The following is a 24,172-nucleotide window of genomic DNA, read 5'->3' as shown; positions in this document are numbered from 1 at the left end:
TCTCAGTCGGTTTGATTAGATGCCCGCGCGCAACGTTTTCGCTGCCGCAACCATGTTCTTCAATGCAGGAATGACTTCTTCCCACGCACGCGTCTTCAGGCCGCAGTCGGGGTTCACCCACAAGCGCTCAGCCGGAATCCGTTCAGCCGCCTTGCGCATCAGATTCACGATGTGCTCCTGGCTAGGGATATTCGGCGAGTGGATGTCGTAGACGCCCGGGCCGATTTCGTTCGGATAATTGAAGTGGTCGAAGGCGTCCAGCAATTCCATGTCCGAGCGCGACGTCTCGATCGTGATGACGTCAGCGTCCATATCGGCGATCGAAGCGATGATGTCGTTGAACTCCGAGTAACACATGTGCGTGTGGATCTGCGTCTCGTCCTGCACGCCATTTGCCGTGATGCGGAAGGATTCCACCGCCCACTGCAAGTAGTTGTTCCACTGCGACTTGCGCAACGGCAGACCTTCACGCAGCGCCGCTTCGTCAATCTGAATCACGCGTACACCTGCCTTCTCCAGGTCCAGCACTTCCTCGCGGATCGCCAGCGCCAGTTGATAGCAGGAAACCGAACGCGGCTGATCGTCACGCACGAACGACCAGTTCAGGATCGTGACCGGGCCGGTCAACATGCCCTTCATCGGCTTGGCGGTCTGCGATTGCGCATACGTGATCCACTCGACCGTCATCGCCTTGGGACGGCTGATGTCGCCGAACAGAATGGGCGGCTTCACGCACCGCGAGCCATACGACTGCACCCAGCCGAACTGGCTGAACGCGTAACCATCGAGTTGTTCGCCGAAGTATTCGACCATGTCGTTGCGCTCCGCTTCGCCATGCACGAGCACGTCGAGACCCAGCGCTTCCTGTTCCTGCACGCTGCGCGCAATTTCGTGCTGCATCACCGTCTTGTAGCCGGCTTCGTCCAGTTCACCACGCTTGAACTGGCTGCGCGCCTGGCGAATTTCGGCGGTTTGCGGGAATGAGCCGATGGTGGTGGTCGGGTAAGCCGGCAGGTTCAACAGCGCGGACTGCCGGGCGGCGCGTTGCGGATAGGCGCTGGCGCGACGTCCCAACGCGGCATCGATCTTCGCGATCGCGGCCTTGACCGCCGGGTTGTGCACGCGGGGCGACGTGCGACGGCTCTGAATGGCGGCCTGATTGTCGGCGAGCGCGGCCTGCACCGACTCGCGTCCGTCGTTCAGCGCCTTTGCGATGATCTTCAGTTCATCGAGTTTTTGCAGGGCAAAGGCGAGCCACGAACGGATTTCGTGATCGAGCTTCTGTTCGCTGTTCAGGTCAACCGGAACATGCAGCAATGAACACGACGGCGCGATCCACAATCGAGCTTGCAAGGTCCGATGAATCGGCGTCAGCCATTCCAGCACCGCGCTCAGGTCGGTCTTCCAGATGTTGCGGCCATTGATGACGCCAAGCGACAGAATCTTGTCGGCGGGCAAGCGTGCGACGACCTGCTCGATCTCTCCACGGCCGTTGATCGCATCGACATGCAGACCTTGAACCGGCAATCCACAAGCAAGCGCGAGGTTATCGCGCAGCTCACCGAAATAGGTTGCCAGCAGCAGCTTCACGCGGGTGGTCTTCAACGCGTCGTACGCCGTGGCAAACGCGTGTTGCCATGCCGGCTTGAGCTCGGTGACCAGCGCCGGTTCATCGATCTGCACCCACTTCACGTTTTGCGCCGCCAGTTGCTCGAGCAGAGCCGCGTACACGGGCAACAGGCGCGGCAGCAGCGCGAGCTTGTCCGAATCGTCCTTCGCCTTGCCGAGCCATAGATACGTCACCGGCCCGATGATGACCGGCTTGGCTTTGACGCCAAGCGCGCGAGCCTGGGCGAGTTGATCGAGGAGGTGCGAAGCATCGAGCGCAAACTCGGTCGACGCGCTGAATTCCGGCACGATGTAGTGGTAGTTCGTATCGAACCACTTGGTCATCTCGCCTGCCTGCACGCCGCAGCTGCAGGCGGAATCATGCGCGGAGCGGCCACGTGCAACGCGAAAGTAATTGTCGAGCGCGTCACCCTCGAAACCCCAGACCCGTTCCGGGATATTGCCCAGCATGAAGCTCGTGTCGAGCACCTGGTCATAGAACGAGAAATCGCCAACCGGAACCTGATCGAGGCCGGACTGGTTCTCCCAGTGGCGCTGACGCAGTTGCGCGCCCAGGCTTTTCAGTTCGTCGCGCGACGACTGGCCTTTCCAATACTGCTCCTGAGCGAACTTCAGCTCACGCTTTGCGCCGATGCGGGGGAAACCCAGATTGTGTGTCGTAACCATGGTGATGAGCTGCTCCGAAAATGAACGGCTCGATCATAGGATGGATGACTCATGAAATATAATGGCATTATTTCATCGATCAATTAGTTTTCTTCATGGACTCGCCATGCTTGAACGAACCCATCTGACGATCATTCGGGAAGTGGACCGGCAAGGCTCCCTGACCGCGGCGGCCAACGTGCTGTGCCTGACGCAATCGGCACTGAGTCACACCGTCAAGAAGATGGAGCAACACCTGGGCACCGCCGTGTGGGATCGCGAGGGCCGAAACCTGCGTCTGACCCAGGCAGGGCAATATCTGCTGGCGCTTGCCAACCGCGTGCTGCCGCAAATGGAACACGCGGAAGAACGGATGAAGCAATACGCCCAGGGGCAGCGCGGCACGCTGCGTATTGGAATGGAATGCCACCCCTGCTATCAGTGGCTGCTCAAGGTGGTCTCGCCGTATCTCGCGCGCTGGCCGGACGTGGATGTCGACGTCAAACAGAAATTCCAGTTTGGCGGCATTGGCGCTCTGTTCGGTTACGACATCGACATTCTGGTTACGCCGGATCCGTTGCGAAAACCCGGTCTACGCTTCGAGCCGGTGTTCGATTACGAGCAGGTGCTGGTAGTCGGCCCCGGACACCGACTCGCGCAGTTGTCCTTTGTTCCGCCGGAGGAACTGGCGGATGAAGTCCTCATTACGTATCCGGTGGAAATCGATCGGCTGGATATCTATAACCAGTTTCTGATGCCGGCGAACGTCATGCCGAAGCGCCACAAGGTCATTGAAACCACCGACATCATGTTGCAGATGGTGGCGAGTGGACGGGGCGTCGCCGCGCTGCCGCGCTGGCTGGTGGAAGAGTACGCCGGCAAGGTCGCCATCAGTCCGGTCAGACTGGGCAAGCGAGGCATTGCCAAGCAGATTTTTCTCGGCGTGCGCGAGACAGACGCGGCGATCGATTATCTGAAAGCGTTCGTCGAACTCGCGCGCGAATCGGACTGGAACGCGCCAGAAAAAACCGGCTGAACGCTGAGCGTATCTGGAGAATTCGATGCGTTGACGGGCGACCGGAGTGCGTGACGACGTAGTGCTGATCGTCGGTTCACTTCGCCGCCCGGGGGGTCTCGACGGATTTACTCCGGTGACTCCATTGCCGATTGCTGATAGTTCTGAATCCCCACCTTGTCGATCAGCTCCAGATTGGTTTCGAGCCAGTCGATATGTTCCTCGGTGTCGTCGAGAATATGGGTAAGGATCGCGCGTGAGACGTAATCGCTAACCGTCTCGCAGTAGGCGATGGCTTCCTTGCACGTTGCCTGCGACATCCGCTCGAGCTTGAGGTCGCACTCAAGAATTTCCTGCGTCTCCTCGCCGATCAGCAATTTGTGGAGGTCCTGCAAATTCGGCAAACCGTCCAGCACGAAGATGCGCTCGATCAGCAGATCGGCGTGCTTCATCTCGCCGATTGATTCGTCGTACTCGTGTTTGCCGAGACCTTTCAGACCCCAATGACCATACATTCTGGCATGCAGAAAGTACTGGTTGATTGCGGTCAGCTCATTCTTCAATTGCGCGTTCAGGTATTCGAGTACCTTGGCATCTCCTTGCATACCGCCTCCTCTATTCGCTACGCCACGCCGCTCAGGCAACGCACTTCGCGTGATGCTGTTTGGTGCATGGCATCACGCGGCTCATGTGCGGCACCCGTTAGCGCAGCATAGTGCATGGCAGGCTCGACCGTACGAATGAGAATTGGTATCCCCTCAGATCCAAGCAAACCAAACGCGCAAAGGGTCACTGGATTGCCAACTTGCGGATTCCATCCAGCAGTCTGCCAATTTCCGCCTCAGTAGTCAGATAGCTGACCGACGCGCGCGCGATCTGTTTAAGTCCTCTGGATTCCATATCAAGAGGCGTGTACGGGACACCGTTGCTGCCGATCGTGACACCCTGATCCGCCAGACTGCGCTGCACCGACGCTGCCTCCAGACCTGCTATGTTGAACGCCACCAGCCCGGATTGCTCGCGGCCCTGGTCCAGCACCGTCACACCGGGAATCTCCGCGATTTGGCCGCGCAACGCGCGTGCCACGCTGTCGATCCGCGCGCGAATATTTTCAACGCCGATCTCCAACGCCTCTTCCAATGCGTTAGCCAGGCCGCAATGCAGCGCTGGCGCGGCTTCCGCCGCCTCGAAACGCACCGCGTCGTCGCGCAAGACGGGCTCTCCGTCTGCACCCAGCGGCGCGGATCGTATGTCGACGAAAGCCGGCGTCAAGCGAGGCAGAAAATCCTCCCGCACATACAACAGGCCTGTGCCTCTCGGACCACGCAGCGCCTTGCGGCACGGAGCGGTGAGGACATCGCAACCCACCTTGGCGACGTCGATGGGGAGTTGTCCAATCGCCTGGGCGGCATCGACGAAGTAGGGGATGCCGTGGCGGCGTGCGACCTGCCCGATCGCCGCAGCCGGATTGATCAGCCCGCCGTTCGCCGGCAACCAGGTCAGCGCAATCAGGCGCACACGGTCGTCAAGCATGGCCTCCAGCGCCTGCGGATCCACGGCGCCGCTGGAATCGGACGGAATGACTTCGATCGACGCCCCTGCGCGCTGGGCCGACAGGCGCATGGCAGCCAGATTCCCGCCCCACTCGTGACGCCCGACCAGGATCCGTTCGCCGGATTGCCACGGTCCTAGCGCGGCGAATGCGCGCCCCCACCCTGCCGAGTTGCCGCTTGTCAGGGCGATCTCCGCCGGACGGGCGTTCAGCAGTCGCGCAACAAGCAAGCGAGCGCGCTCAGACTGCTCACGCCCGGCGATGCCGGCTTCCATCGGACCCATCGTGGCTTCGAGCCAAAGGTGGGCGCGCATCGCCTCCAGCGTGGCGGACGACGGCAGCGAGGCTCCCGCGTGATTGAAATGCGTGGTGCTTTGAGCACCGGGCGTAAGGGCGCGCAACGCATCGACGGCAGAAGGCGAAAGAGGAGAAGGCATGGTCGGTCCAATAACGCGCGGTGGGTTCACGCTTGAGTCAGGGAGATAGCGGCTTATGTCCGAGGATCGGCGCGGGCATCGAAGAGGTCATATCACGCGTGTCCGATCGTAAGGGACTCCCGATCCTATTTGCTAGACCAGCAAGTGGCAAATCAGTTTTTCCACTCGATGCATGAGCGAAACTAATGCGTGCGGTCCAACGAGTCTTGCGCCGCTGCCTGCGTGATCCACGCGCGGAATGCGGACGCCGGGTCGCCCAACGTCCCCTTGGGCATCACGAGCCACCAACCAATGCGAGGGTCGTCGAGCACCGCGTCGGGCAACACCTCGACCAGTGCCTTGCTCGCCAGTTGCTGGGCAATCAGCCGGTGACGGCCCATGGCGATGCCCTGCCCGGCGAGGGCCGCTTCAACGACGATATTGTAGTCATGCAGTTGCACGCGCTGCGCCCGGGTCAGGTCCAGCCCGAAACGATGCGCCCAGACTTCCCACTCGAACGCATGTTTCGAATACGACGCCAGCAGTGGAAAGCGCAGCAGGTCCTGCGGCTTGCGCGGACGGCTCTTTCCGTCGACGAGGGACGGGATGCAAACCAGTGACAGACGCTCCGGCATGAGCTGCTGCGAACGCACGCCCGGCCAGCCGCCGCGGCCGTAACGGATCGCCACGTCGACCTCGCCGCCGGACACGTCGGCAAGCGCGATCTCCGGACGCAATTGCAAGTCGATACCGGGATGGGCGGCCGAGAATGCATGCAGGCGCGGCGCCAGCCAGCGCGTCGCAAACGACGCCAACAACCCGACCGTCAACGTGACGCGCTCGTCGGCGTGGGCGCGAACCTCGCTGGTGCCGGCCCGCAGGAGTTCGAATGCCGCGTGCACCTTTTCGTAGTACGCCCTTCCCTCCGGCGTGAGTTCGATGGCGCGCGTGCGTCGTTCGAACAACGCGACGCCCAGGTCCGCTTCCAGCTTCTGGATCTGGTGGCTGATGGCACTTTGGGTCACGAAGAGTTCCTGAGCCGCATGGCTGAAACTCAGACGCCTCGCGGCTGCTTCAAAGGCACGTAACGACAGCAAAGGCGGTAATGGGCGAGTCGGATGCATCGGGCATGGACGATAGGCGCGAGGAGTTTGCCATGCTACGCCACCTTGCCAGGGAAGACGCGGGCCTGGCGTTCTCGATGGGCTCCACGACGCTTAAAAAAAGCCGGCATTCAGCGACGGATTCCCACAGGTTGCTCCGTTAAAGCAGCTGAAGCACAACGTTCGCGGAGTCACGAGCAGCCTGACGACACTGAAAGCTGGTGCGGCAAACCAGCAGTCGTGACGTGGCGGCCAACGTTATTGCACCCCCTGCTTGCCGGCCTATGCGTTCGATTTCCCTACTATGACAACTCAAATTCTGGTCGTTGACGACGATGTCGAACTACTCGGGTCGCTGGCCGACTTTCTCGGACGAGAAGGCATGGCGGTCTCCGTATTGCACGAGGTGAAGTCGCTCGGGGAACACATCGAACGGAATCCACCTGATCTGATCGTCCTCGACCAGATCATGCACGGTGTGAATGGCCTCGCCGCGCTGAGCACGCTACGCGCCGCGGGCAACACCGTCCCCGTGATTCTGGCCTCGGGACCCGACGACATGGACCGGATCGTGGGGCTCGAAATGGGCGCGGACGACTGCATCGGCAAACCCTTCAATCCGCGCGAACTCCTTGCCCGCATGCGTGCCGTATTGCGACGACGAACCCTGTCTGCCTCGACCGCCGCGCGGGAAAAACACGAAGTCCTCGGATTCGGCCCGTTCACGCTGGACCTTCAGTTGCGCACGCTCAAGACGGAGAGCAACCGGCTCACGCTATCGGCGGGAGAATTCGCGCTGCTTAAGATCTTCGTCAGTCACCCCATGCGCACGCTTACCCGTGAGCGCCTGCTTGAATTGCTGCACGGCCCGGAGGACGATCATACCGACCGCGGGGTCGATGTCCAGGTCTGGCGGTTGCGCAGGCTTCTCGAAGCGGACCCTTCCGCGCCGAGGTTCATCCAGACCGTCCGCAGTCATGGTTATGTATTTGTGCCGGACGGCGCGCAACCGTCCTCGACGCACTGAGTCTTCACGCGCTACGGCAATCGCAAGCTCGAGTGCGGATATGGACAAGGCGTGCACGGCACTGCATTATCCATGCTGGCTGTCAGACACCACCCGCGCGCGAGAGGCGAACAATGCCCAGGCACAACCCAGCGCTTCATCGCAACGAAAAACGCCCTATGACACCGGGTCGCCGGCGGCTTCTCATCGCCGGCGTGATCGCGCTGATCGCCGCGCTTGGTTGGGGGCTTTGGGTCATACTCGAGCCCGCCTTCCGGCACACCATCGTCATCACAACCGGTGCAGACAACGGGATCTATCGCGGCTTTGCAGATCGTTATGCACCCATCCTGAAGCGTGACGGCATCAAGCTCGATATCCGCAGTTCGTCGGGGTCGAGTGAAAACTATCAGCGGCTGAGTGACCCCAACAGCGAATACGAGGTGGGCTTCATCCAGTCCGGCACCACCAGCCCGAAAGAAACCGATCACCTGCAGACGATCGCCGCCGTCTCCTATGAACCGATCTGGGTGTTCTACCGTGGTGACTCCACCATCACCCGGCTGGCACAACTACGTGGCAAGAGAGTTTCAATCGGTGTTCCTGGCAGTGGCCTGCTGAACGTCTCGCAGGTATTGCTCGGGTACAGCGGCGTCACACGCGACAACACAAAGCTGCTCGAGATGGACGCGGTCAAATCCTATCAAGCCCTCGAAAACGGTCAGCTGGATGCAGCATTCTTTATCGGCAGGCCTGATGCGCCCATGCAGACCACACTGCTGAACAGCGATCTCAAGCTGATGAGTTTTGTACAGGCCGATGCGCTGATACAGAAATTCCCATCGCTATCCAAGGTTATTTTTCCACGCGCCGCGACCAGCATCGTCAACGATCTGCCGCAAGCGGACGTTACGCTGCTCGCCGCCACCGCCTTGCTCGTCGCCAAAGACACGCTACACCCTGCACTCGTCTACCTGTTGCTGGACGCTGCTAAAACCGTCCACGGCGGCGAAGATTACTTCACGCCGCTTGGCGTGTTTCCCAATCTGAATACCGCGGACTTTCCTGTTGCCGAAGAGAGCGAGCGCTACTTCAAAACGGGCCGCCCCTTCCTGCAACGCTACCTGCCATTCTGGCTGGCCAGCTTTATCGAACGACGTCTGCTGATCCTGCTCCCCTTCATGGCTTTATTGCTCGGCCTGCTGCAGGCGTTGCCGCGCATGGCGGAGGCGCGCATAAAGAAACGCCTGGTTGTCTGGTATCGCGAGATCAAGGCGCTCGAAGACGAAATATGGAAAACCAGCCATCCAACGCCGGACCAGATTGCACAATGGCAGGACGAGATCGAGCACATCGATGCCAATGCCAATCAGATCCGGATGCCGCAGCGTTATTTCCAGGACGTGTATGCGCTCAAGCAGGCGATTGCCGTAGTACGGAACAGAATTTCACGCGTTGCGGACCAAGCTACGTCGGACGCAGCATGAGCTTCTGAACTCGCCAGTTCAACAGCTCGGCGACAAACAGCACGTTCTCGGACGGACAGGCCATCTGGTGAATCCAGCCGAACTGCTTCAGTTGCTTGCCGGATTGACCCAGCATGCCGAGCAGCTTTCCTTCGAGCGTCAGTTTGTAGATGCGCCCCGGAAACGCATCGGAACAGTAAAGCACCTGATTCGGGCCGGGAGAAATGCAGATCGCCCACGGTGAGCCCGGTGCAAAAGTGCCGGCGGCTATCGTCGCTTCATCGGGAACGCTGCCGATCGCGGGTTGAGCGCCAGGCGGGACCGGTACGTCGATGGTGAACTGCCGCTGGAAATTACCCTCGCCGTCGAAAACCTGAATGCGACGGTTGCTGCGATCGGCAATATACACGAGGCCTTTGGCATCGACAGCGATACTGTGCGGCGTATGAAACTGACCCGGACCCGTCCCGCGTTCGCCCCACGATTTGAGCCAGTTGCCGTCCTTGTCGACTTTCGCCACACGGGAGTTGATATACCCGTCGCTGATATAGGTGTTGTCAGCGCTGTCCCAGGCGACGTCGGTGACTTGCCTGAAGCGCCCCGGCTCCGACGGCAAAGGCGGATTCGGATGCTTGAGCGGGCCCGTTTCCTCGTCTGCCGCTTCCTGCTTACGACCGAAAACCATGGCGACGCGTCCGTCCGGCGTGAACTTGATCACCATGTCGGAACCCTTGTCGGTCACCCAGATGTTGTCGTGCCGGTCGACCTTGACCGTGTGTGCGAACGACCAGGCATACAGGTTGTGGCCAATTTCGCGGACGAACCGACCGTCCGGCGCGAACTCTAGAAGCTGAGCCGCGGCGGCGCCGTAAGCCGGTCCGATCGAATTGCCGCGCGAGAGCACAAAAATATGCCCCTTCGAGTTAAAGCTCACGCCCGAACACTCGCCGAAATAAACGTCACGTGGGAGATGCAGCAGATTGGGAACCGACTCGTAAGCGATGGTCGGGACAGAATCCGCGTAGGCGAGACTGGGGAAGAGAGTAAGCGCTGCGGCGCTTTCGGCCGCCAGGGTGAGAAAGCGGCGGCGGCTGAAGGCAGCGCTCTGAGAGTCGCTGCAGCATAGACAAGAGTACGGGTGTTGATCGTTCATCGGCTTGCCTCCTTTTCGCTTGCTGTGCGGGACAGCAGCGTTGTCGGTTTTCGCGCCGATGCATCCGGCATGTCCGAACAACAGGCGCGGTAGGTCTTGCACGGCGAGGATACACCGAGTAGCCGCGGGTGACTGGAGTCAGCTGATTGGTGTCAGGTTAGCCGTGGAGATCACGCGTACCATCCGTACTATTCAGTTCACCGGTACTCAACGACCGCAACCGCCATGCGCCGTGTTTCATTCAAGGGGATATCCATGCTCAGAAAAGTTTCACAAGCAGGCTTCGCAACCATCGCCGTATCCCTGCTGGCCGCGTGTGCAACGCCGCCAGCAAATCCCCCGAGCACATCCATCGATCCACCTCAAGCCGAGCGCGTGATGACGCTCACCGCGTCAGGTGTACAGAACTATTCGTGTGAATTCGACGCGCAGCATCAGCTGGGATGGGTGTTCAAGAGCCCACTGGCAACGCTCTACGATGCGAGCGGCCAAGCTACGGTCCGGCACGGCGCGGGTCCGTCCTGGGAAATGGAAGATGGCAGCCGGATCGTCGGCCACGTGCTGGCACAGCGACCCAGCGAAACACGGGCGAGCATTCCCCAACTATTGCTCGAAACGCATAGCACGGCCGGCAGTGGCCCACTGTCAGCAGTGCGGTATGTGCAGCGCTTGCATACCGTCGGCGGGCTAGCGCCGACAGCACCGTGTTCAACAGAACATCAAGCCGGAAGCTCGCCCTATCTCGCGGACTACGTGTTCTACCGGTAGCCGCTCAAGCTTCGCGTCGCGCGCTTACTTCAAGTCGGACTGATTCGGCGGCGGCAGTGACGGATCGAGCTTCGCGGACTCTCTCACCAGCTGGTCAGTCATTGCGGCCGCAACCGGGTTCGAGCCAGTACGATACGAGTCGTCATGACTGGCTTGGGCCTGGACTTGGGCCGGCGGCGGCAAACCCGGATCGAGTTTCGCGGACTCCTTGACCAACTGATCCGTGATCGCGGCCGCGACCGGATTCGGGCCATGGCGACGCAGACTGTCACGCGTGCCATCGGTTCGCAACACGGGGTTGGTCTTCGACTCGGCATAAGCACGAACGGCGACCGATTCGCGTGGCCGCGTGTTCGCCTGCGGCAATGGCACGACGTCGTCCACTGGCGAGCCGGACACGGTCACCACAGTCCCGTTTGTTGACTGCTTGGGGTCGGTCACTGTGTTGCCGGAAAGAGGCGCCGCACCGATCACACTTCCCGCCGTCACATGGGTGTCACCCAATGGGGGCGAAGTCGCGGCCAATTCCGTCGAACCGCTTGTCGCAGCGTCGGGGTCGACTGTCGAGCGATGGCTTTTTTGTAGCAGTAGAAAAGCACCGAACACCAACTCGAGGAGAAGCACTCCGACAATAAATGATGTACGTACATTCCTCATATTAACCAACGATTCGTTCAATCGAGACGATTGGATTGATGATGGCCGTTGGCTCGAAGAGCATGCCGAACGGCAAGTTCGCAGCGTGAACCTGCGATGGATTGATGTGGGGATAATTTGCGCGACCCGCACACGTTGATTGCCCGGTGGCAATGGTCCGGTGATTCACTCCACCGAACGGCACGGGACATCTCTCTTATGCTAATGCGAAAAAATAACCTGTGGTGACCCGCCACGAAGTCGGGGCAAGATCGTCAGAAACGCGCGGGCATTCTCTACACCCGCGGCCATGGGGGACTACAGGTCGATTTGATGGACCATACGGTTGGCGAGAGGTAATTTTCTCGTCCGGAGTAGTCAGATTTTTGTCGGCAACGAACTAGTTCTGTTTGCGATCGATGCGCACGCGATTTGTCGGACGATCCGCACGCAGCGTGACGCCGCGTGCGCTGTCAATCAATATGCCCCTTGCACCAGATTGGTCGGCACACCGTTGACGAAGTTTTCAATGTTGTCCATTAATTGATCGGCAAGACACTGTTGCGCCTCGTCCGACGCCCACGCAACATGCGGCGTCAGAATGACGTTCGGGCGAGCCGCCGCGCGCATCAGCGGATTGTCCTCAGGAGGCGGTTCGCTTGTGGTCACATCGAACCCTGCACCGCTGATCAAACCTTCGTCAAGCGCCTGCACCAATGCACCTTCATCGACCAGGCCGCCGCGCGCCGTGTTGATGATCAAGGGCTTTCTTTTCATCGCGCGGAACTCAGGCATGGCCAGCATGTTTCGCGTGTTCGGTGTGAGCGGACTGTGCACAGTGATGATGTCGCTGGTCGCGAGCACTTCGTCCCACGGCGTGTAAAGCGGACCCAGACCGTCACGTCCCTTGTGCGCGGCGAACATCGGTTGCATGCCGAAGGCTTTGCCAAGTTCCGCGACACGCTGACCGAGCACGCCTTCACCGATGATGCCAAGACGCGCGCCGGCCAGATCGTGAATCGCGTGCGTGAAGAAACAGAATTGCCCCGACTTCTGCCACTCGCCGGCGAGCACGTCTTCGCGATACGCGATCAGATTGCGCCGCAGCGCGAGTATCAGTGCGAAGGTGTGCTCGGGCACCGTGTTGATTGCATAGCCGCGAATATTGCACACGGCGATGCCGAGCCGCTGGCAAGCCGCTTTATCGACGCAATCGGTGCCCGTGGCCGCGATGGCGACAAGCTTCAGATCGGGCAATTGAGCGAGCACGTCCTGCGTCAGCGCCACCTTGTTGATGATCGCGATCGACACGCCGGCGAGCCGCTGCAACACCTGCTCAGACGACGTGTTTTCATACTCGATCAACTGATGATCGAAGCGCGGTTCGCGCAACATGATTTGCGGCGCAAGTGTGGCGCGGTCGAGAAAGGCGATCTTATGCATGCTCATGTCCTTGTTGATTTACAGATGCCGCTTTGCTTCGGCCACGACATGCTGCGTGGTGATACCGAAGTGCTCGTATAACGTCTCCGCGGAAGCCGAAGCACCGAAGCCCGTCATCCCGACAAAACCACCGCGCTCGCCCAGATAGCGGTCCCAGCCGAAACGCAGTGCCGCCTCGATACCGACGCGCACCGTGTTCGGACCCAAAACCGCGGCGCGATAGTCGGCGTCCTGTTCATCGAAAAGTTCCCAGCACGGCATCGACACCACGGCGGTCGCAATGCCCTCTTCCTGTAACTGAAGGCGTGCCTGCAACGCCAGCGCGACCTCGGAGCCGGTGGCCAACAACGTGACGATACGCGCACCGCCCTCCGCTTCGGCCAGCACATAAGCACCGCGTCGCGACAACGACTCGGCGCTATATTCGCGGCGCACCAGCGGCAACGCCTGCCTTGCAAAAATCAACGTGCTCGGCCCGTGCCGATGTTCGAGGGCGAGCGCCCAGCACTCGGCGGCCTCCACCGCATCTGCGGGACGCAGCACGCGCATATTCGGCATGGCGCGTAACGAAGCAAGTATCTCCACAGGTTGATGCGTCGGCCCGTTTTTGCCGACGCCGATCGAGTCGTGGCTGAACACGTAGTGCACCGGCAGACCCATCAGCGCGGCCATGCGCATCGCCGGGCGCTGATAGTCGGAGAACGCCAGATACGTGACGCTGGTCGCGACGATGCCGCCGTGCGCAGCCATGCCGTTGGCCATCGCACCCATCAAATGCTCGCGCACACCGCAGTGGACGTATGCGCCGCTGTGATCGTCCGCGGTGAAGGCGTGCAACTGGCGTTTGTGGCCCGTAGGCGCTTCGAGATCGGCGCAACCCACCATGCGTTCAGGCAGCAGCGGCGCGAACAGATCGCTGATCTCGCCGGACACGGTGATGCCAGGCTGCGGCTCGTCGCGTTCCACCGCACGCTTGCGGTAAGCGTCGAGCACGTCACGCCAGCCTTCCGGCAAACCGCCCGCCATAACCCGTTCGAACTCGGCGCACTGCGCGTCCGGCAACGCGGCGAGACGTGCATGCCACGCGTTGTATTCCTCGCTGCTGCGACGGCCCGCTTCGCGCCACGCGCCGAGGACATCGGCGGGCACGTCGAACGGTGCGTGCGGCCAGCCGAGTTGTGCGCGCGCCGCGTCGGCATCCGCCTGGAACAGCTTGCCGCTATGGCCGCCGCGCTGTCCTTGCAAGCGTGCGATACCGCGGCCGATAACCGTCTTGCACGCGATCATCGAGGGCCGCGGATCGGCGCGCGCAATCGTCAACGCCGCACTGACCGCTTCGAGATCGTGGCCGTCGACTTCAATCACCTGCCAACCGGCGACACGAAATCGCGCGCAGACGTCCTCGCTGATGGAGAGTGAAGTGCTGCCGTCGTCGGTGATCTGGTTGTCATCCCAGCAGAGGATCAGTTTGCCGAGCCGCAGATGCCCGGCCAGCGAGATCATTTCCTGACCGATGCCCTCCTGAAGACAGCCGTCGCCGACGAATGCATACGTGTAGTGATCGACGAGCTCGCGGCCGAAATTCGCCGCGAGATACGCTTCGGCGATGGCCATGCCGAACGCGTTGGCAATGCCTTGCCCCAATGGACCAGTGGTCGCCTCGATACCATGCGCCGGCTCATACTCGGGGTGCCCCGCGCAATGCGAACCGAGTTCGCGGAAGGTCTTGAGCTGGTCGAGCCCGATCGCCGCATAGCCGGTCAGATACAGCAGCGAATACAGCAGCAACGAACCGTGGCCGTTGGATAGCACGAAGCGATCGCGGTCGGGCCAGGTTGGATCAGCGGGATTAAATTTCAGGTGCCGGGTGAACAACGCCGTCGCGATTTCGGCCATGCCGAGCGGCACCCCCTGATGGCCTTCACCGGCCCGCAGAATTGAATCGATGGAGAGGAAGCGGATCGCGTCGGCCATTGGCAATTGCGCCCCTTGCTGACTAGATTGCGTTTGCGTCGCTGCGGCCGATAGCGAAGTCGATGGCGTAAGCGAAGCAATCGGTGCAGCAGACTGAGCTTCAGTGGTGGACATGGCAAAAGGCTCCTCTACGCCGCCCCGACACGCAGGGCGGTGGCAATCAAAACGAAACAGATCGGATCAGGCGGAAGAACGTCGTATGAGGCGGCACCGCGCAGCCTCATACGTCAGCGGATCAATGCAGGAAACCTGTCGAAATCCACGGCACCGCAGCGACGATGATCAACCCGACCATCAACGCAGCGATATAACCAAGAATCGGCTTCATGCCTTCGTCGGGATGAATGCGGCTCACCGCGCAAGCCGAGTAATAACCCACGCCGAACGGCGGTGCGAACAGGCCCACGCCCATCGAGAGGATCACTACCATCGCGTAGTGCACGTCGTGAATGCCCATCTGCCGCGCGATCGGGAACATCAGCGGGCCGAACAGCACGATCGCCGGAATGCCTTCGAGCACGCTGCCGAGAATCACGAACACGCAGATGGATGCAGCCATGAACATCGCTGCGCCGCCAGGCAGTGCGCCGAGCGTTTGCGCAAGCTGTCCTGAGAAGCCCGATTGCGTCAACGCCCACGCCATGCTCGTCGCCGCGCCGATGATCAGCAGAATCGCGCCGGACAACGTTGCGGTGTCGATCAGCATCGGCTTGAGCCGCTTCCACTCGAAACGGCGATAGATCAGCAAGCCCGCCAGCACCGCATACGCAATGCCGATGGTCGAGACTTCGGTCGCCGTTGCAATACCTTCGACCACCGCGGCGCGGATCACGAACGGCAAGGCAATCGCAGGAAACGCGATGACGAACTTGCGCAGAATCTCGACGCCCGTCGCACGCTTGACGCCCGACATGTCTTCGCGCCGATAACGCCACTGCACCACGATGCACAAGGTGATCGCCAGCACGATGCCCGGCAGCATGCCGCCCGTGAAGAGCGCCGAGATCGACACGCCAGTCACGGAACCGAGCGTGATCAACACGAGGCTCGGCGGAATCGTCTCGGTCTGCGCGCCGGTAGCGGCCAGCAGCGCGACCAGATCGCCCGGCTTCGCACCACGCGCTTTCATCTCGGGAAACAGCACGGGCGCGACTGCCGCCATGTCCGCGGCTTTTGAGCCCGATATGCCCGACACCAGATACATCGCGCCGACCAGCACATAGGACAGTCCGCCGCGCACGTGACCCAGCAAGCTCGCGAGAAACGCGATCATCGCCGCGGCCATGCCGGTCATCTCGATCAACTGGCCGAGAAACACAAAGAGCGGCACCGAAAGCAGGATCAGATGCGACATGCCCTCGTCCATCCGGCCGACTACCACCGGCATCGGCGTATTCGTGGTCAGCGCAAGATAGCCGAAGGTCGCGAGTCCGAACGAGAAGGCAATCGGCACGCCGCTCAACACACCGAGCGCGACCAGACCGACAAAGAAGATCAGCAGGTTGATATTGCCGAGATCGCGCAGCAACGGACCGAGTGCAATGAAGATGCCGGCCAGCGCGCCGACCGTTGCGATTGCGGCGAGCGTCAGGCGCCAGTTGCCCATGCGGGCGAGCCGTACCACGGCCACCAGCAGCATCAGCGCCGAACCAACCGGCAAGGCAGCCGCGCGCCACGAGTTCGACAATTCGAGTGCCGGCGTGGTGATGAACGATTCGTCCTGCGCGAAGCTGATCGCCGGGCCGATCACCATCGCGAGGAACGCGATCGGCGCCGCGATCGCGACCACGTCGAGAAAGGCGCGCACACCTGGCGGCGCCATGCCGACCAGCGCCGTCATCCGCATATGCTCGCCGCGCCGCAACGCGATCACGGCGCCAAGCATGGCGAGCCACAGGAACAGCATCGACGCGAGTTCATCGGACCACACGAGCGGCGCGTGCAGCAGATAGCGGCTCGTCACGCCAGCCAGCAGCACGACAATTTCCGCCAACACCAGCAACGCAGCGGGAATCTCCACCAGATGACCGAGAGTGGAGTCGAGCGCACAGGCGAACCGATGCTGCCGCTCGTGCGAATAGGAGATTGAGATCATCGCATTACCCCAGTTTTCCGACGGACTTCTCCATCAGTCCCCACGCCTCGTCGCCGTACTTGGCTTTCCAGTCGTGATAAAAACTCGTCTTGGCCAGCGCGCCACGGAACGCGTCCCGGTCGACATCGATAAACGTAATGCCCTTCTTTTTCAGGTCGTCGCGCAAGGAGAGGCTGAGCCTGGCGATATCCGCGCGTTGCAGCATCGCGGCGCTTTCGAATTCACGTGTGACGATCGCGCGAATGTCCGCAGGCAGGCGCTCCCACGCGGCGCGATTACCGAGAATCCAGTAACCGTCCCACACGTGCGACGTGAGGCTGATGTACTTCTGCACTTCATAGAGCTTGGCCGTCGCGATGATCGGCAGCGGGTTTTCCTGACCTTCCACCACGCCGGTTTGCAAGGCCGAATAAAGCTCGTTGAAATTGATCGGCGCGGGGCCGGCGTCGAGCGCCTTGAACAGCGAGGTCAGCATCGGTGCTTGCGGCACGCGAATCTTGAAGCCTTTCAGATCAGCCGGTGCGCGCAATGCCCGCGTCGATGAACTGATCTGCCGGAAGCCGTTGTCCCACACCTTGCTCACCGACACGAGGCCCGACTTGCCGATCTGCGCGCGGATGTAGTTGCCGAGATCGCCGTCCATCGCCTTCCAGACCGCGTCGTAGTCCTTGAACGCGAAGCCGGTGTTGACGATGCCTGCGGCGGGCGTCAGCGTCGCCAGAATCGACGACGCCTGGTTGAAGAACTCGACGCCGCCATTGCGCACCTGCGACAGCAGATCGGTGTCGGAGCCAAGCTGATTCTGCGGAAAGAGTTTGATATCGAGGCGGCCCTTGGTCGCTTCGCGAATACGATTGATCGCCTCTTGCGCGCGGATGTTAACCGGATGTGTCGGGTCCTGGCCGGTGGCGAGTTTGTACGAAAACTCGGGGGCCGCCATCGCGCTTCGCGAGATGCTCCATAACGGCGCGGCGGCGGATAAGGTTGCACCGGCCTTCAGAAAGGTGCGGCGGCTAATGCCCTGCGGGGCGTTCGAACGGGTTGTCATGGTGTCTTCCTCCAATGCTGGATCGCGCGTCGTTATGGTTTTGGAATCTGAACCGCGGCGGCTGCACGTGTTGCTCGCCGCGGTCGTCTGTTCTCTACTACGTGGTCCCCATCGCCGCCGGCCCCCCGCCTGACGGCCCGTCCTGCCGTTAGGCGTCAGCCGTGAATCAGCATGCCGCCGTTCACATCGATCACCGCGCCGGTGATATACGACGACAGGTTCGACGCGAGGAACAGGAAAGCGCCGGCCACATCGTCGGGTACGCCCAGACGATTGAGCGGAATGCCCGCGAGAATTTCACCGCGTTTGTCGTCGCTGATCTTGCCTGCGTTGATGTCGGTCTGAATCAGCCCCGGCGTCACGCAGTTCACGCGGATGCCGTCGTTGCCGAGTTCGCGCGCCATCGCTTTGGCAAGGCCCAGCACGCCGGCCTTCGCCGCCGAGTAATGCGGGCCGCCGAGAATGCCGCCGCCGCGCTGCGCCGATACCGACGACATGCAGCCGATCGAGCCGCTCTTCTGCTTCTTCATCTGCGGGACGACCGCTTGCGACAGATACAACACGCCGCGCAGATTGACGTCGAGAATACGGTCCCAGCTTTCCGGATCGATCTCGAGCAGCTTGGCAGCCTGCGTAATGCCGGCATTGTTGATCAGGATATCGATCGAACCAAAATCGGCGACGGTGCGTTCGACAGCAGCCTGGCAGGCGCCACGGTCGGTCACATTGCAAACGTAGCCGCGATGTTCGGGCCCAATCGACGCAGCGGCTTCGACCGCGGCATTTTCGTCGAGATCGAAAATGGCGATGCGTGCGCCGTGCGCCGCGAACATGCGGGCGGTCGCCATACCGATGCCGCGCGGCGACGCGCCGCCGGAAATGACGGCGACCTTGCCGTCGAGTAGACGTGACTCTGACATGATGCGGATCTCCTGAATATGAAGCTTATGGTTTGCTGAATTGTTTGCTATTGGTAAGTGCGCGTATTTGCGGCACTTACCCGCCTTGATGAACCTTTACCGCAGCCAGCCTTTGATCGTGTCGCACATCGCCTCGGTCGAAATGCCGTAGCGGTCGTGCAAGGTCGGCAGCGCACCAGCGTCGAGAAACGCGTCGGGCAAACCGATCTGACGGAACGGCGGTGTGACGCCATTGGTCAGCAGCACGGCGGCCACCGCTTCGCCCAGACCGCCGATCACCGTATGGTTCTCCGCCACCACGACAAGTCGGCCGGAGCGGCGCGCTTCGCGCAGCAGCGTGGCGGTGTCGAGTGGCTTGATGGTCGGCACGTGCAGCACGCCTACGTCGATGCGATCGGCAGCCAGCGCCTTCGCCGTTTCCAGCGCGCGCATCGTCATGATCCCGGACGAAATGATCAGCACCTCGGCGCCGTCGCGCAGCAGCTTCGCTTTGCCGAGTTCGAACTGGTAGTCGTATTCGTCGAGCACGACCGGCACGTTGCCGCGCAACAGCCGCGCATACACGGGCCCGCGATGGTCGGCGATGGCCGGCACCATCTGCTCGATTTCGATGGCGTCGCACGGATCGATCACCGTGAGGTTCGGCATCGCGCGGAACAGGGCGAGATCTTCTGCCGCCTGGTGGCTCGGGCCGTAGCCGGTCGTGAGGCCCGGCAACGCGCAGACGATCTTGACGTCGAGGTTGTCCTCGGCAATCGCCTGATGGATGAAGTCGTAGGCACGGCGCGCGGCGAACACGGCGTAGGTGGTGACGAACGGCTGCGCGCCTTCGTGCGCCATGCCGGCCGCGGCGCCCATCAGCAGCTGTTCGGCCATGCCCATCTGGTAGTAGCGCTCCGGATATTCCTTTGCGAACAGATGCAGGTCGGTGTACTTGCCGAGATCGGCGGTCATGCCGACCACTTCGGGCCGGTTGCGCGCCAGTTCGACCAGGGCGTGGCCGAACGGGGCCGAGCGGGTGATCTGCCCTTCACCGGCGATCGAGGCGATCATCGCCGACGTTTTCAGACGGGGTTTCGGTACGGCGGCGCTCATACGGTTCTCCCGGCTTCCAGTGCCTGCAGCGCGAGTTGCCACTCGTGGGCATCGACGCGGATAAAGTGATTTTTCTCGCGCGCTTCGAGGAACGGCACGCCACACCCCATCCGCGTATCGCAGACGATGATTCGCGGTTGCGCTTCCGGATGCGCGTGTGCCGCATCGAACGCGGCGACGACGGCCGCGAGATCGTTGCCGTCCACGCGTTGCACGAACCAGCCGAACGCCTGGAGTTTGTCGACCAGCGGCTCGAACGCCATGACGCTCGACGACGGGCCGTCGGCCTGCTGGTTGTTGACGTCGACCATTGCGATCAGGTTGTCGAGCTTCCAGTGGGCGGCCGACATCAACCCTTCCCAGATCGCGCCTTCATCGAGTTCGCCGTCGGAGAACAACGTGTAGACGCGGGCATCCGAGCCTTTGCGCTTCAGGCCCAGGCAGCGGCCCACCGCGATCGTCAGTCCCTGCCCGAGCGAGCCGCCTGACATCTCCATGCCGGGCGTATAGCTCGCCATACCGGACATCGGCAGACGGCTGTCGTCGCTGCCGTAGGTTTCCAGTTCTTCGTCGGCGATGATGCGGGCTTCGATCAGCGCGGCGTACAGCGCGATGGCGTAGTGACCGTTCGATAGCAGAAAGCGGTCGCGGCCTTCCCATTCGGGATCATCGGCGCGAAAGCGCATGGCGCGGAAGTAGGCAACGGCGAGGACATCGGCAATATCGAGCGCCTGGCCGATATAACCCTGCCCCTGCACTTCGCCCATGCGCAGCGCGTTGCGGCGAATCTGATAGGCGTGCTCCGCGAGTTGGGCGTACGGCGCGGTTTCGCTAGTGGTCACTGTTTGTCTCCTTGGGGATCGCTTCGCAGGGGCCGCTGTGATGCCGATCCCAGTGACTCAAGCGTAATCTCGCGCTCACACGCGCTCAAACGAATTAAGATGGACCAATGGATGAATTCAATTCACCTTGATGCTGCCATGCACAATCGCGTCACCTTCAAGTCGATACAGGCATTCGAGGCCGCCGCGCGGCTCTCTTCGTTTGCGCTCGCAGCAGACGAACTGTTTGTCACGCCCTCAGCCGTGAGCCATCAGATCAAGCTGCTGGAAGAGCAATTGAGCATTCGTCTGTTTCATCGGCTGCACCGCACGGTGATCCTGACGGACTACGGGCGGCAATACGCTGAGGAAATCACCGCGGCCTTCGCGCGAATCGACTCAGCCACGCGCGAGATCGGGCGCGCCGCCAAGAGCGACATCCTCACGATCCACTGCACGCCCAGTTTTGCGACTCAATGGCTAATGCCGCGCATCGCGCGTTTCAGCGCGGCGCATCCGGATATCGACGTGCGCTTGAATGCCTCTTCAGAGGCGGTTGATCTGATCTCGGAAGCGGTAGATATCGACATCCGCTACGGCCCGAGAAAGTTGCAGCCGGCCGGCACGATGGTGCTCGAGTTGCCGCCCGAGACGATCGTGCCGTTGTGCTCGCCCGCGCTGATGACCGGAGAACATCCGCTGCGCAGCGTCGCGGATTTACCGCACCATGCGCTGATTCATAGCGAGGGGTGTCTGGTCGGATGGAGAGACTGGATGCGTCTATATCGCAAGACGCGGCTCGATATTGGACGCGGTCCGCGTTTCGATCGATCGTTCATGGCGATCAGCGCGGCGGTGGACGGCTTGGGCGTCTGCCTCGAAAGCCTGCTTCTGGCGCAGCGTGAACTGGAAACGGGGCGACTAGTGGCGCCGTTCGGTCTGGAAGGACTTCCGGTAAATGGCTATACGCTGAACCTGTTGAAATCTCGCGCCGAATTGCCGAAGCTGCATAGCTTTCAGGATTGGCTGTTTGCGGAACTTCAGAAGTGATGCGCGTGCGGCACTGGTCCGGTCATGCGCAATGCGCTGCCGGAGACAGTGCCGACTACCGGCCTTTAAGATTTGCCTTTGAGGGTGAACGGTGCAAGCAGTGACCGTACATCGACCTGCTGCCCCTGGAGCAGAAGCAGCCTCGCGTGAAGCACCGTATTCTCGAGAACGAGCTTGGCGGTGCTCAGCAGATACAGCGCGTGGATATCGGAGATCGACATGTTGCCTGCTTCGACCTGGTGGTGACGCTCGACCAGCGAACTCATGACGAGCCGCCTGAGTTCCTGTTCTCCGAATGGAAGGTCCGCGTAGTCGATCGGGTCGTCGGCCTCTACTTCCCGCAGCAGTTCCACCAGCGTTTCAGTGCTCACGTCCATGTGCAGGCTCCACGTTGTCGTTCAAGACCAGCATAGCCAAACAGAGTCACCAGCACTGACAGCCTACCGTTTCTATTTAAGGGAGTCTAGTCTGCAGGTGACACTGCCCGGCTTCAAATCACGACACGTGAAATCGCGTTGAACTTACCCTCGACGCTTCTTCTTCAACTCGATCGTTTCGAACAACTCGTAGTTCTGCGTCGGCGTCTGGTCCGCACCCGGCGCGTGGTAGTAGTTCATCGTGATCGTGGTATCGCCACCCGGATGACCCGGATCATGGTCGAACACCGCGATGCCGTAGCCCGTGCCCGTATCCCGTTGCGCCGACCACACCGCATCTTCAACGGCATCCGCGGCGGCACGCACAAACGTACCCGCAGTCGTTCCGGCAACCGGACGATTCGGCCGCGTGAAAATACGCGCCTGCGGCAAGCCGGTACCGAGATCCACCCCATACACGTCGAGCGGCGCACTCGTGCCGCCACCGCCGAGAATCAGGTGAATCGTGCCGTGACTCGTATCGAACGTCGATGCGCCCGACGATACTGCCGACATCACCGGCCGCGGCTGCAGCGTATCGACTACGCGCCCTGTGGCGATATCGGTGCCCTTGTTGTGATTGCAGCCGCGCACGGGATAGCTGCGCTCGTAATCATGGTCATGCCCGCACAGCACCAGATCGACGCCATAGCGGTCGAACAGCGGCAGCCACGCCTCGCGGATGCCCTTGTCGGAGCCATTGCCGGTCTTCGATGAACTCAGCGCGTCCTGATGCATCTGCACGACGATCCAGTCGACTTCGCCGTCTTCCGCCGCCCGGCGCAATGTCCTCTCGAGCCAGCGGGTCTGCTCGCCCTCGCTATAGCCGCGCACATAGAGCGACGTGCCCGGCTGAATCGGCGGATTGCCGGTGCTCGCCACCGGCACCAGGGGAGCCGGGCCGCCCACGAACGCAGCCGCGTCCTGATAGACCACGTCATCCGCATCGAGCGAAATGAAGAGCACCGAACTCACGCGGAAGCTGTACCAGCGACCCTGGAAGCGCGTGTGATTCTCCGGCAGCGTGTAGCGCGAGAGATACGAGGCGAGGCCCTGTTCGCCATTGTGGAATTCGAGCTCGTGATTGCCCGGACAGGGCATCCACGGACGGTTCGACGCCGAAGTCTGGCAGTTGTTGCCAAAATCGCGCCACACGTCGGGCTGGCTCATCGGGTTCAGATTGGCGTAGCAGAGATCGCCGTTGAGCAGGTGGAACAGCGGCTGAAATCGCTCGACGGCCTGAACCGCAAAACGGCTTTGCGGCGACGACAGGACCCAGCCAGTGTTGGGCGTCGCGAGATCACCGTAGCTGGTCCAGCGAAATGGCGCGCGGCCGCGCGGCGCCGTGCGGAAGCTCGCGGTGAAGGGCTGAGCCGCGTTGCTGTCGTTGTCGGCGCTCACCTCGTACTCGTAGCTCGTGTCCGCCTTCAGGCCACGCAGACGCGCGTGATAGGTGAACACGACCTCGCCGTTGATGCCATCGGTATAGGTGCTTTGCACGCCGTGCACCGTTACTCTTGCCCCGCCCCCGCCGCTTAAGCGCACCAGCGGATTGACCGCCGGTGCCGGCGACGCCCATGACACGGTCACCTCGCTCGTCGGATCGTTGCCCCAGGTCAGGTGGACCTGCTCCGGCGTACCGTCGGGCGCGCCGTTCGCGGCCCGCGCCGCCGACGCGAGCGTGCCCGCAGCCGTCGCGAGGCTCGATGCGCCTGCAAACTTCAGAAAGCCACGGCGCGAGACGATGCTAGCGCCCTGATCGGTCGGCAAATCCTTGTCGATTTTCTTGTTTGTCATGTCGAGTTTTTGTATGGGGGTGGAAGGTCGGCAACGCGGACGGCGAGCGCACGGCGCGATATGCGCCGCGAATGCCGTGCCGGACCAGGGTGCGACAGAAGTGACAGGGCATCCTAGTCGCGAA

20 protein-coding genes are annotated in these 24,172 nt (G+C 61.5%); 5 read left to right on the top strand and 15 right to left on the bottom strand.

Going from position 1 to position 24,172, the window contains the following annotated elements; genetic code table 11:
- Positions 1-15: 15 nt before the first annotated feature.
- Positions 16-2,295, bottom strand: a complete 2,280-nt coding sequence (metE, locus tag BM438_RS21005; RefSeq protein ID WP_093637078.1) for a 5-methyltetrahydropteroyltriglutamate--homocysteine S-methyltransferase — start codon at positions 2,293-2,295, stop codon at positions 16-18.
- A gap of 106 nt (positions 2,296-2,401) precedes the next feature.
- On the opposite strand from metE, the gene BM438_RS21000 reads away from it, so the two are divergent.
- Positions 2,402-3,310, top strand: coding sequence for a LysR family transcriptional regulator (locus BM438_RS21000; RefSeq protein WP_093637075.1), 909 nt, complete (start codon positions 2,402-2,404; stop codon positions 3,308-3,310).
- Positions 3,311-3,417: 107 nt separating this feature from the next.
- On the opposite strand, the gene bfr is transcribed toward BM438_RS21000, so the two are convergent.
- The 3 genes from bfr to gcvA (BM438_RS20985) all read right to left on the bottom strand — a co-directional run bounded on the left by bfr (position 3,418) and on the right by gcvA (BM438_RS20985) (position 6,381).
- On the bottom strand, positions 3,418-3,894 hold the full coding sequence (gene bfr / locus BM438_RS20995; protein WP_054033607.1) for a bacterioferritin: 477 nt from the start codon (positions 3,892-3,894) through the stop codon (positions 3,418-3,420).
- Between the two features lie 184 nt (positions 3,895-4,078).
- A complete protein-coding gene (locus BM438_RS20990) occupies positions 4,079-5,278 on the bottom strand; it encodes an aminotransferase class V-fold PLP-dependent enzyme (protein ID WP_093637072.1) in 1,200 nt (399 codons plus the stop codon).
- A 182-nt stretch (positions 5,279-5,460) separates the two neighbouring features.
- Positions 5,461-6,381, bottom strand: a complete 921-nt coding sequence (gene gcvA, locus BM438_RS20985) for a transcriptional regulator GcvA (protein ID WP_093637069.1) — start codon at positions 6,379-6,381, stop codon at positions 5,461-5,463.
- Positions 6,382-6,664: 283 nt separating this feature from the next.
- Between gcvA (BM438_RS20985) and BM438_RS20980 the strand changes: the two genes are divergently transcribed.
- The gene (locus BM438_RS20980) at positions 6,665-7,387 is read left to right on the top strand and encodes a response regulator (protein ID WP_093637067.1); all 723 of its coding nucleotides are present in this window, start codon (positions 6,665-6,667) and stop codon (positions 7,385-7,387) included.
- 158 nt (positions 7,388-7,545) lie between these two features.
- The gene (locus BM438_RS20975; protein ID WP_244179413.1) at positions 7,546-8,853 is read left to right on the top strand and encodes a TAXI family TRAP transporter solute-binding subunit; all 1,308 of its coding nucleotides are present in this window, start codon (positions 7,546-7,548) and stop codon (positions 8,851-8,853) included.
- Here the strand turns inward: BM438_RS20975 and BM438_RS20970 are convergent.
- Positions 8,834-9,985 (bottom strand): peptidyl-alpha-hydroxyglycine alpha-amidating lyase family protein, encoded by a 1,152-nt coding sequence (locus BM438_RS20970; protein ID WP_093637061.1) that lies wholly within the window; start codon positions 9,983-9,985, stop codon positions 8,834-8,836. The two genes, BM438_RS20975 and BM438_RS20970, sit on opposite strands and share 20 nt — an antisense overlap.
- Positions 9,986-10,240: 255 nt before the next feature.
- Here BM438_RS20970 and BM438_RS20965 point away from each other — a divergent pair, with 255 nt between their 5' ends.
- A complete protein-coding gene (locus BM438_RS20965) occupies positions 10,241-10,753 on the top strand; it encodes a DUF3455 domain-containing protein (protein WP_093637058.1) in 513 nt (170 codons plus the stop codon).
- Between the two features lie 24 nt (positions 10,754-10,777).
- Here the strand turns inward: BM438_RS20965 and BM438_RS20960 are convergent, their stop codons facing one another.
- From BM438_RS20960 to BM438_RS20925, 8 genes are all read right to left on the bottom strand, one after another.
- Entirely contained in the window at positions 10,778-11,194 is a 417-nt protein-coding gene (locus BM438_RS20960) for a hypothetical protein (RefSeq protein ID WP_143131732.1), read from the bottom strand.
- A gap of 672 nt (positions 11,195-11,866) precedes the next feature.
- On the bottom strand, positions 11,867-12,832 hold the full coding sequence (locus BM438_RS20955; protein WP_093637052.1) for a D-2-hydroxyacid dehydrogenase: 966 nt from the start codon (positions 12,830-12,832) through the stop codon (positions 11,867-11,869).
- A gap of 18 nt (positions 12,833-12,850) precedes the next feature.
- Positions 12,851-14,806: a transketolase gene (tkt, locus tag BM438_RS20950; protein ID WP_244179414.1), complete on the bottom strand. Its 1,956-nt coding sequence runs from the start codon at positions 14,804-14,806 to the stop codon at positions 12,851-12,853.
- Between the two features lie 235 nt (positions 14,807-15,041).
- Positions 15,042-16,901, bottom strand: coding sequence for a TRAP transporter large permease (locus BM438_RS20945; protein ID WP_093637047.1), 1,860 nt, complete (start codon positions 16,899-16,901; stop codon positions 15,042-15,044).
- 4 nt (positions 16,902-16,905) lie between these two features.
- Entirely contained in the window at positions 16,906-17,949 is a 1,044-nt protein-coding gene (locus BM438_RS20940) for a TRAP transporter substrate-binding protein (protein WP_054034227.1), read from the bottom strand.
- A gap of 155 nt (positions 17,950-18,104) precedes the next feature.
- The gene (locus tag BM438_RS20935; RefSeq protein WP_054033623.1) at positions 18,105-18,869 is read right to left on the bottom strand and encodes an SDR family NAD(P)-dependent oxidoreductase; all 765 of its coding nucleotides are present in this window, start codon (positions 18,867-18,869) and stop codon (positions 18,105-18,107) included.
- A gap of 96 nt (positions 18,870-18,965) precedes the next feature.
- Positions 18,966-19,964 carry a transketolase family protein gene (locus BM438_RS20930; protein WP_200620653.1) on the bottom strand — a complete coding sequence of 333 codons (999 nt, stop codon included), beginning with the start codon at positions 19,962-19,964 and terminating at the stop codon, positions 18,966-18,968.
- Positions 19,961-20,806: a transketolase gene (locus BM438_RS20925; protein WP_093637042.1), complete on the bottom strand. Its 846-nt coding sequence runs from the start codon at positions 20,804-20,806 to the stop codon at positions 19,961-19,963. Before BM438_RS20925 ends, BM438_RS20930 begins: the two co-directional genes overlap by 4 nt.
- Positions 20,807-20,917: 111 nt before the next feature.
- Between BM438_RS20925 and gcvA (BM438_RS20920) the strand changes: the two genes are divergently transcribed.
- Complete coding sequence (gene gcvA / locus BM438_RS20920; RefSeq protein ID WP_234487546.1) at positions 20,918-21,835, top strand: transcriptional regulator GcvA; 918 nt, start codon at positions 20,918-20,920, stop codon at positions 21,833-21,835.
- Between the two features lie 65 nt (positions 21,836-21,900).
- Here the strand turns inward: gcvA (BM438_RS20920) and BM438_RS20915 are convergent, their stop codons facing one another.
- Positions 21,901-22,212 carry a hypothetical protein gene (locus BM438_RS20915; protein WP_054033629.1) on the bottom strand — a complete coding sequence of 104 codons (312 nt, stop codon included), beginning with the start codon at positions 22,210-22,212 and terminating at the stop codon, positions 21,901-21,903.
- Positions 22,213-22,356: 144 nt separating this feature from the next.
- The gene (locus tag BM438_RS20910) at positions 22,357-24,048 is read right to left on the bottom strand and encodes a purple acid phosphatase family protein (RefSeq protein ID WP_093637040.1); all 1,692 of its coding nucleotides are present in this window, start codon (positions 24,046-24,048) and stop codon (positions 22,357-22,359) included.
- Between the last annotated feature and the right edge of the window lie 124 nt (positions 24,049-24,172).

The organism is Paraburkholderia aspalathi, from assembly GCF_900116445.1.
Classification (GTDB): Bacteria; Pseudomonadota; Gammaproteobacteria; order Burkholderiales; family Burkholderiaceae; genus Paraburkholderia; species Paraburkholderia aspalathi.
Note: the sequence above shows the minus strand (reverse complement) of the source record. Positions and strands in the feature narration are given on the sequence as shown.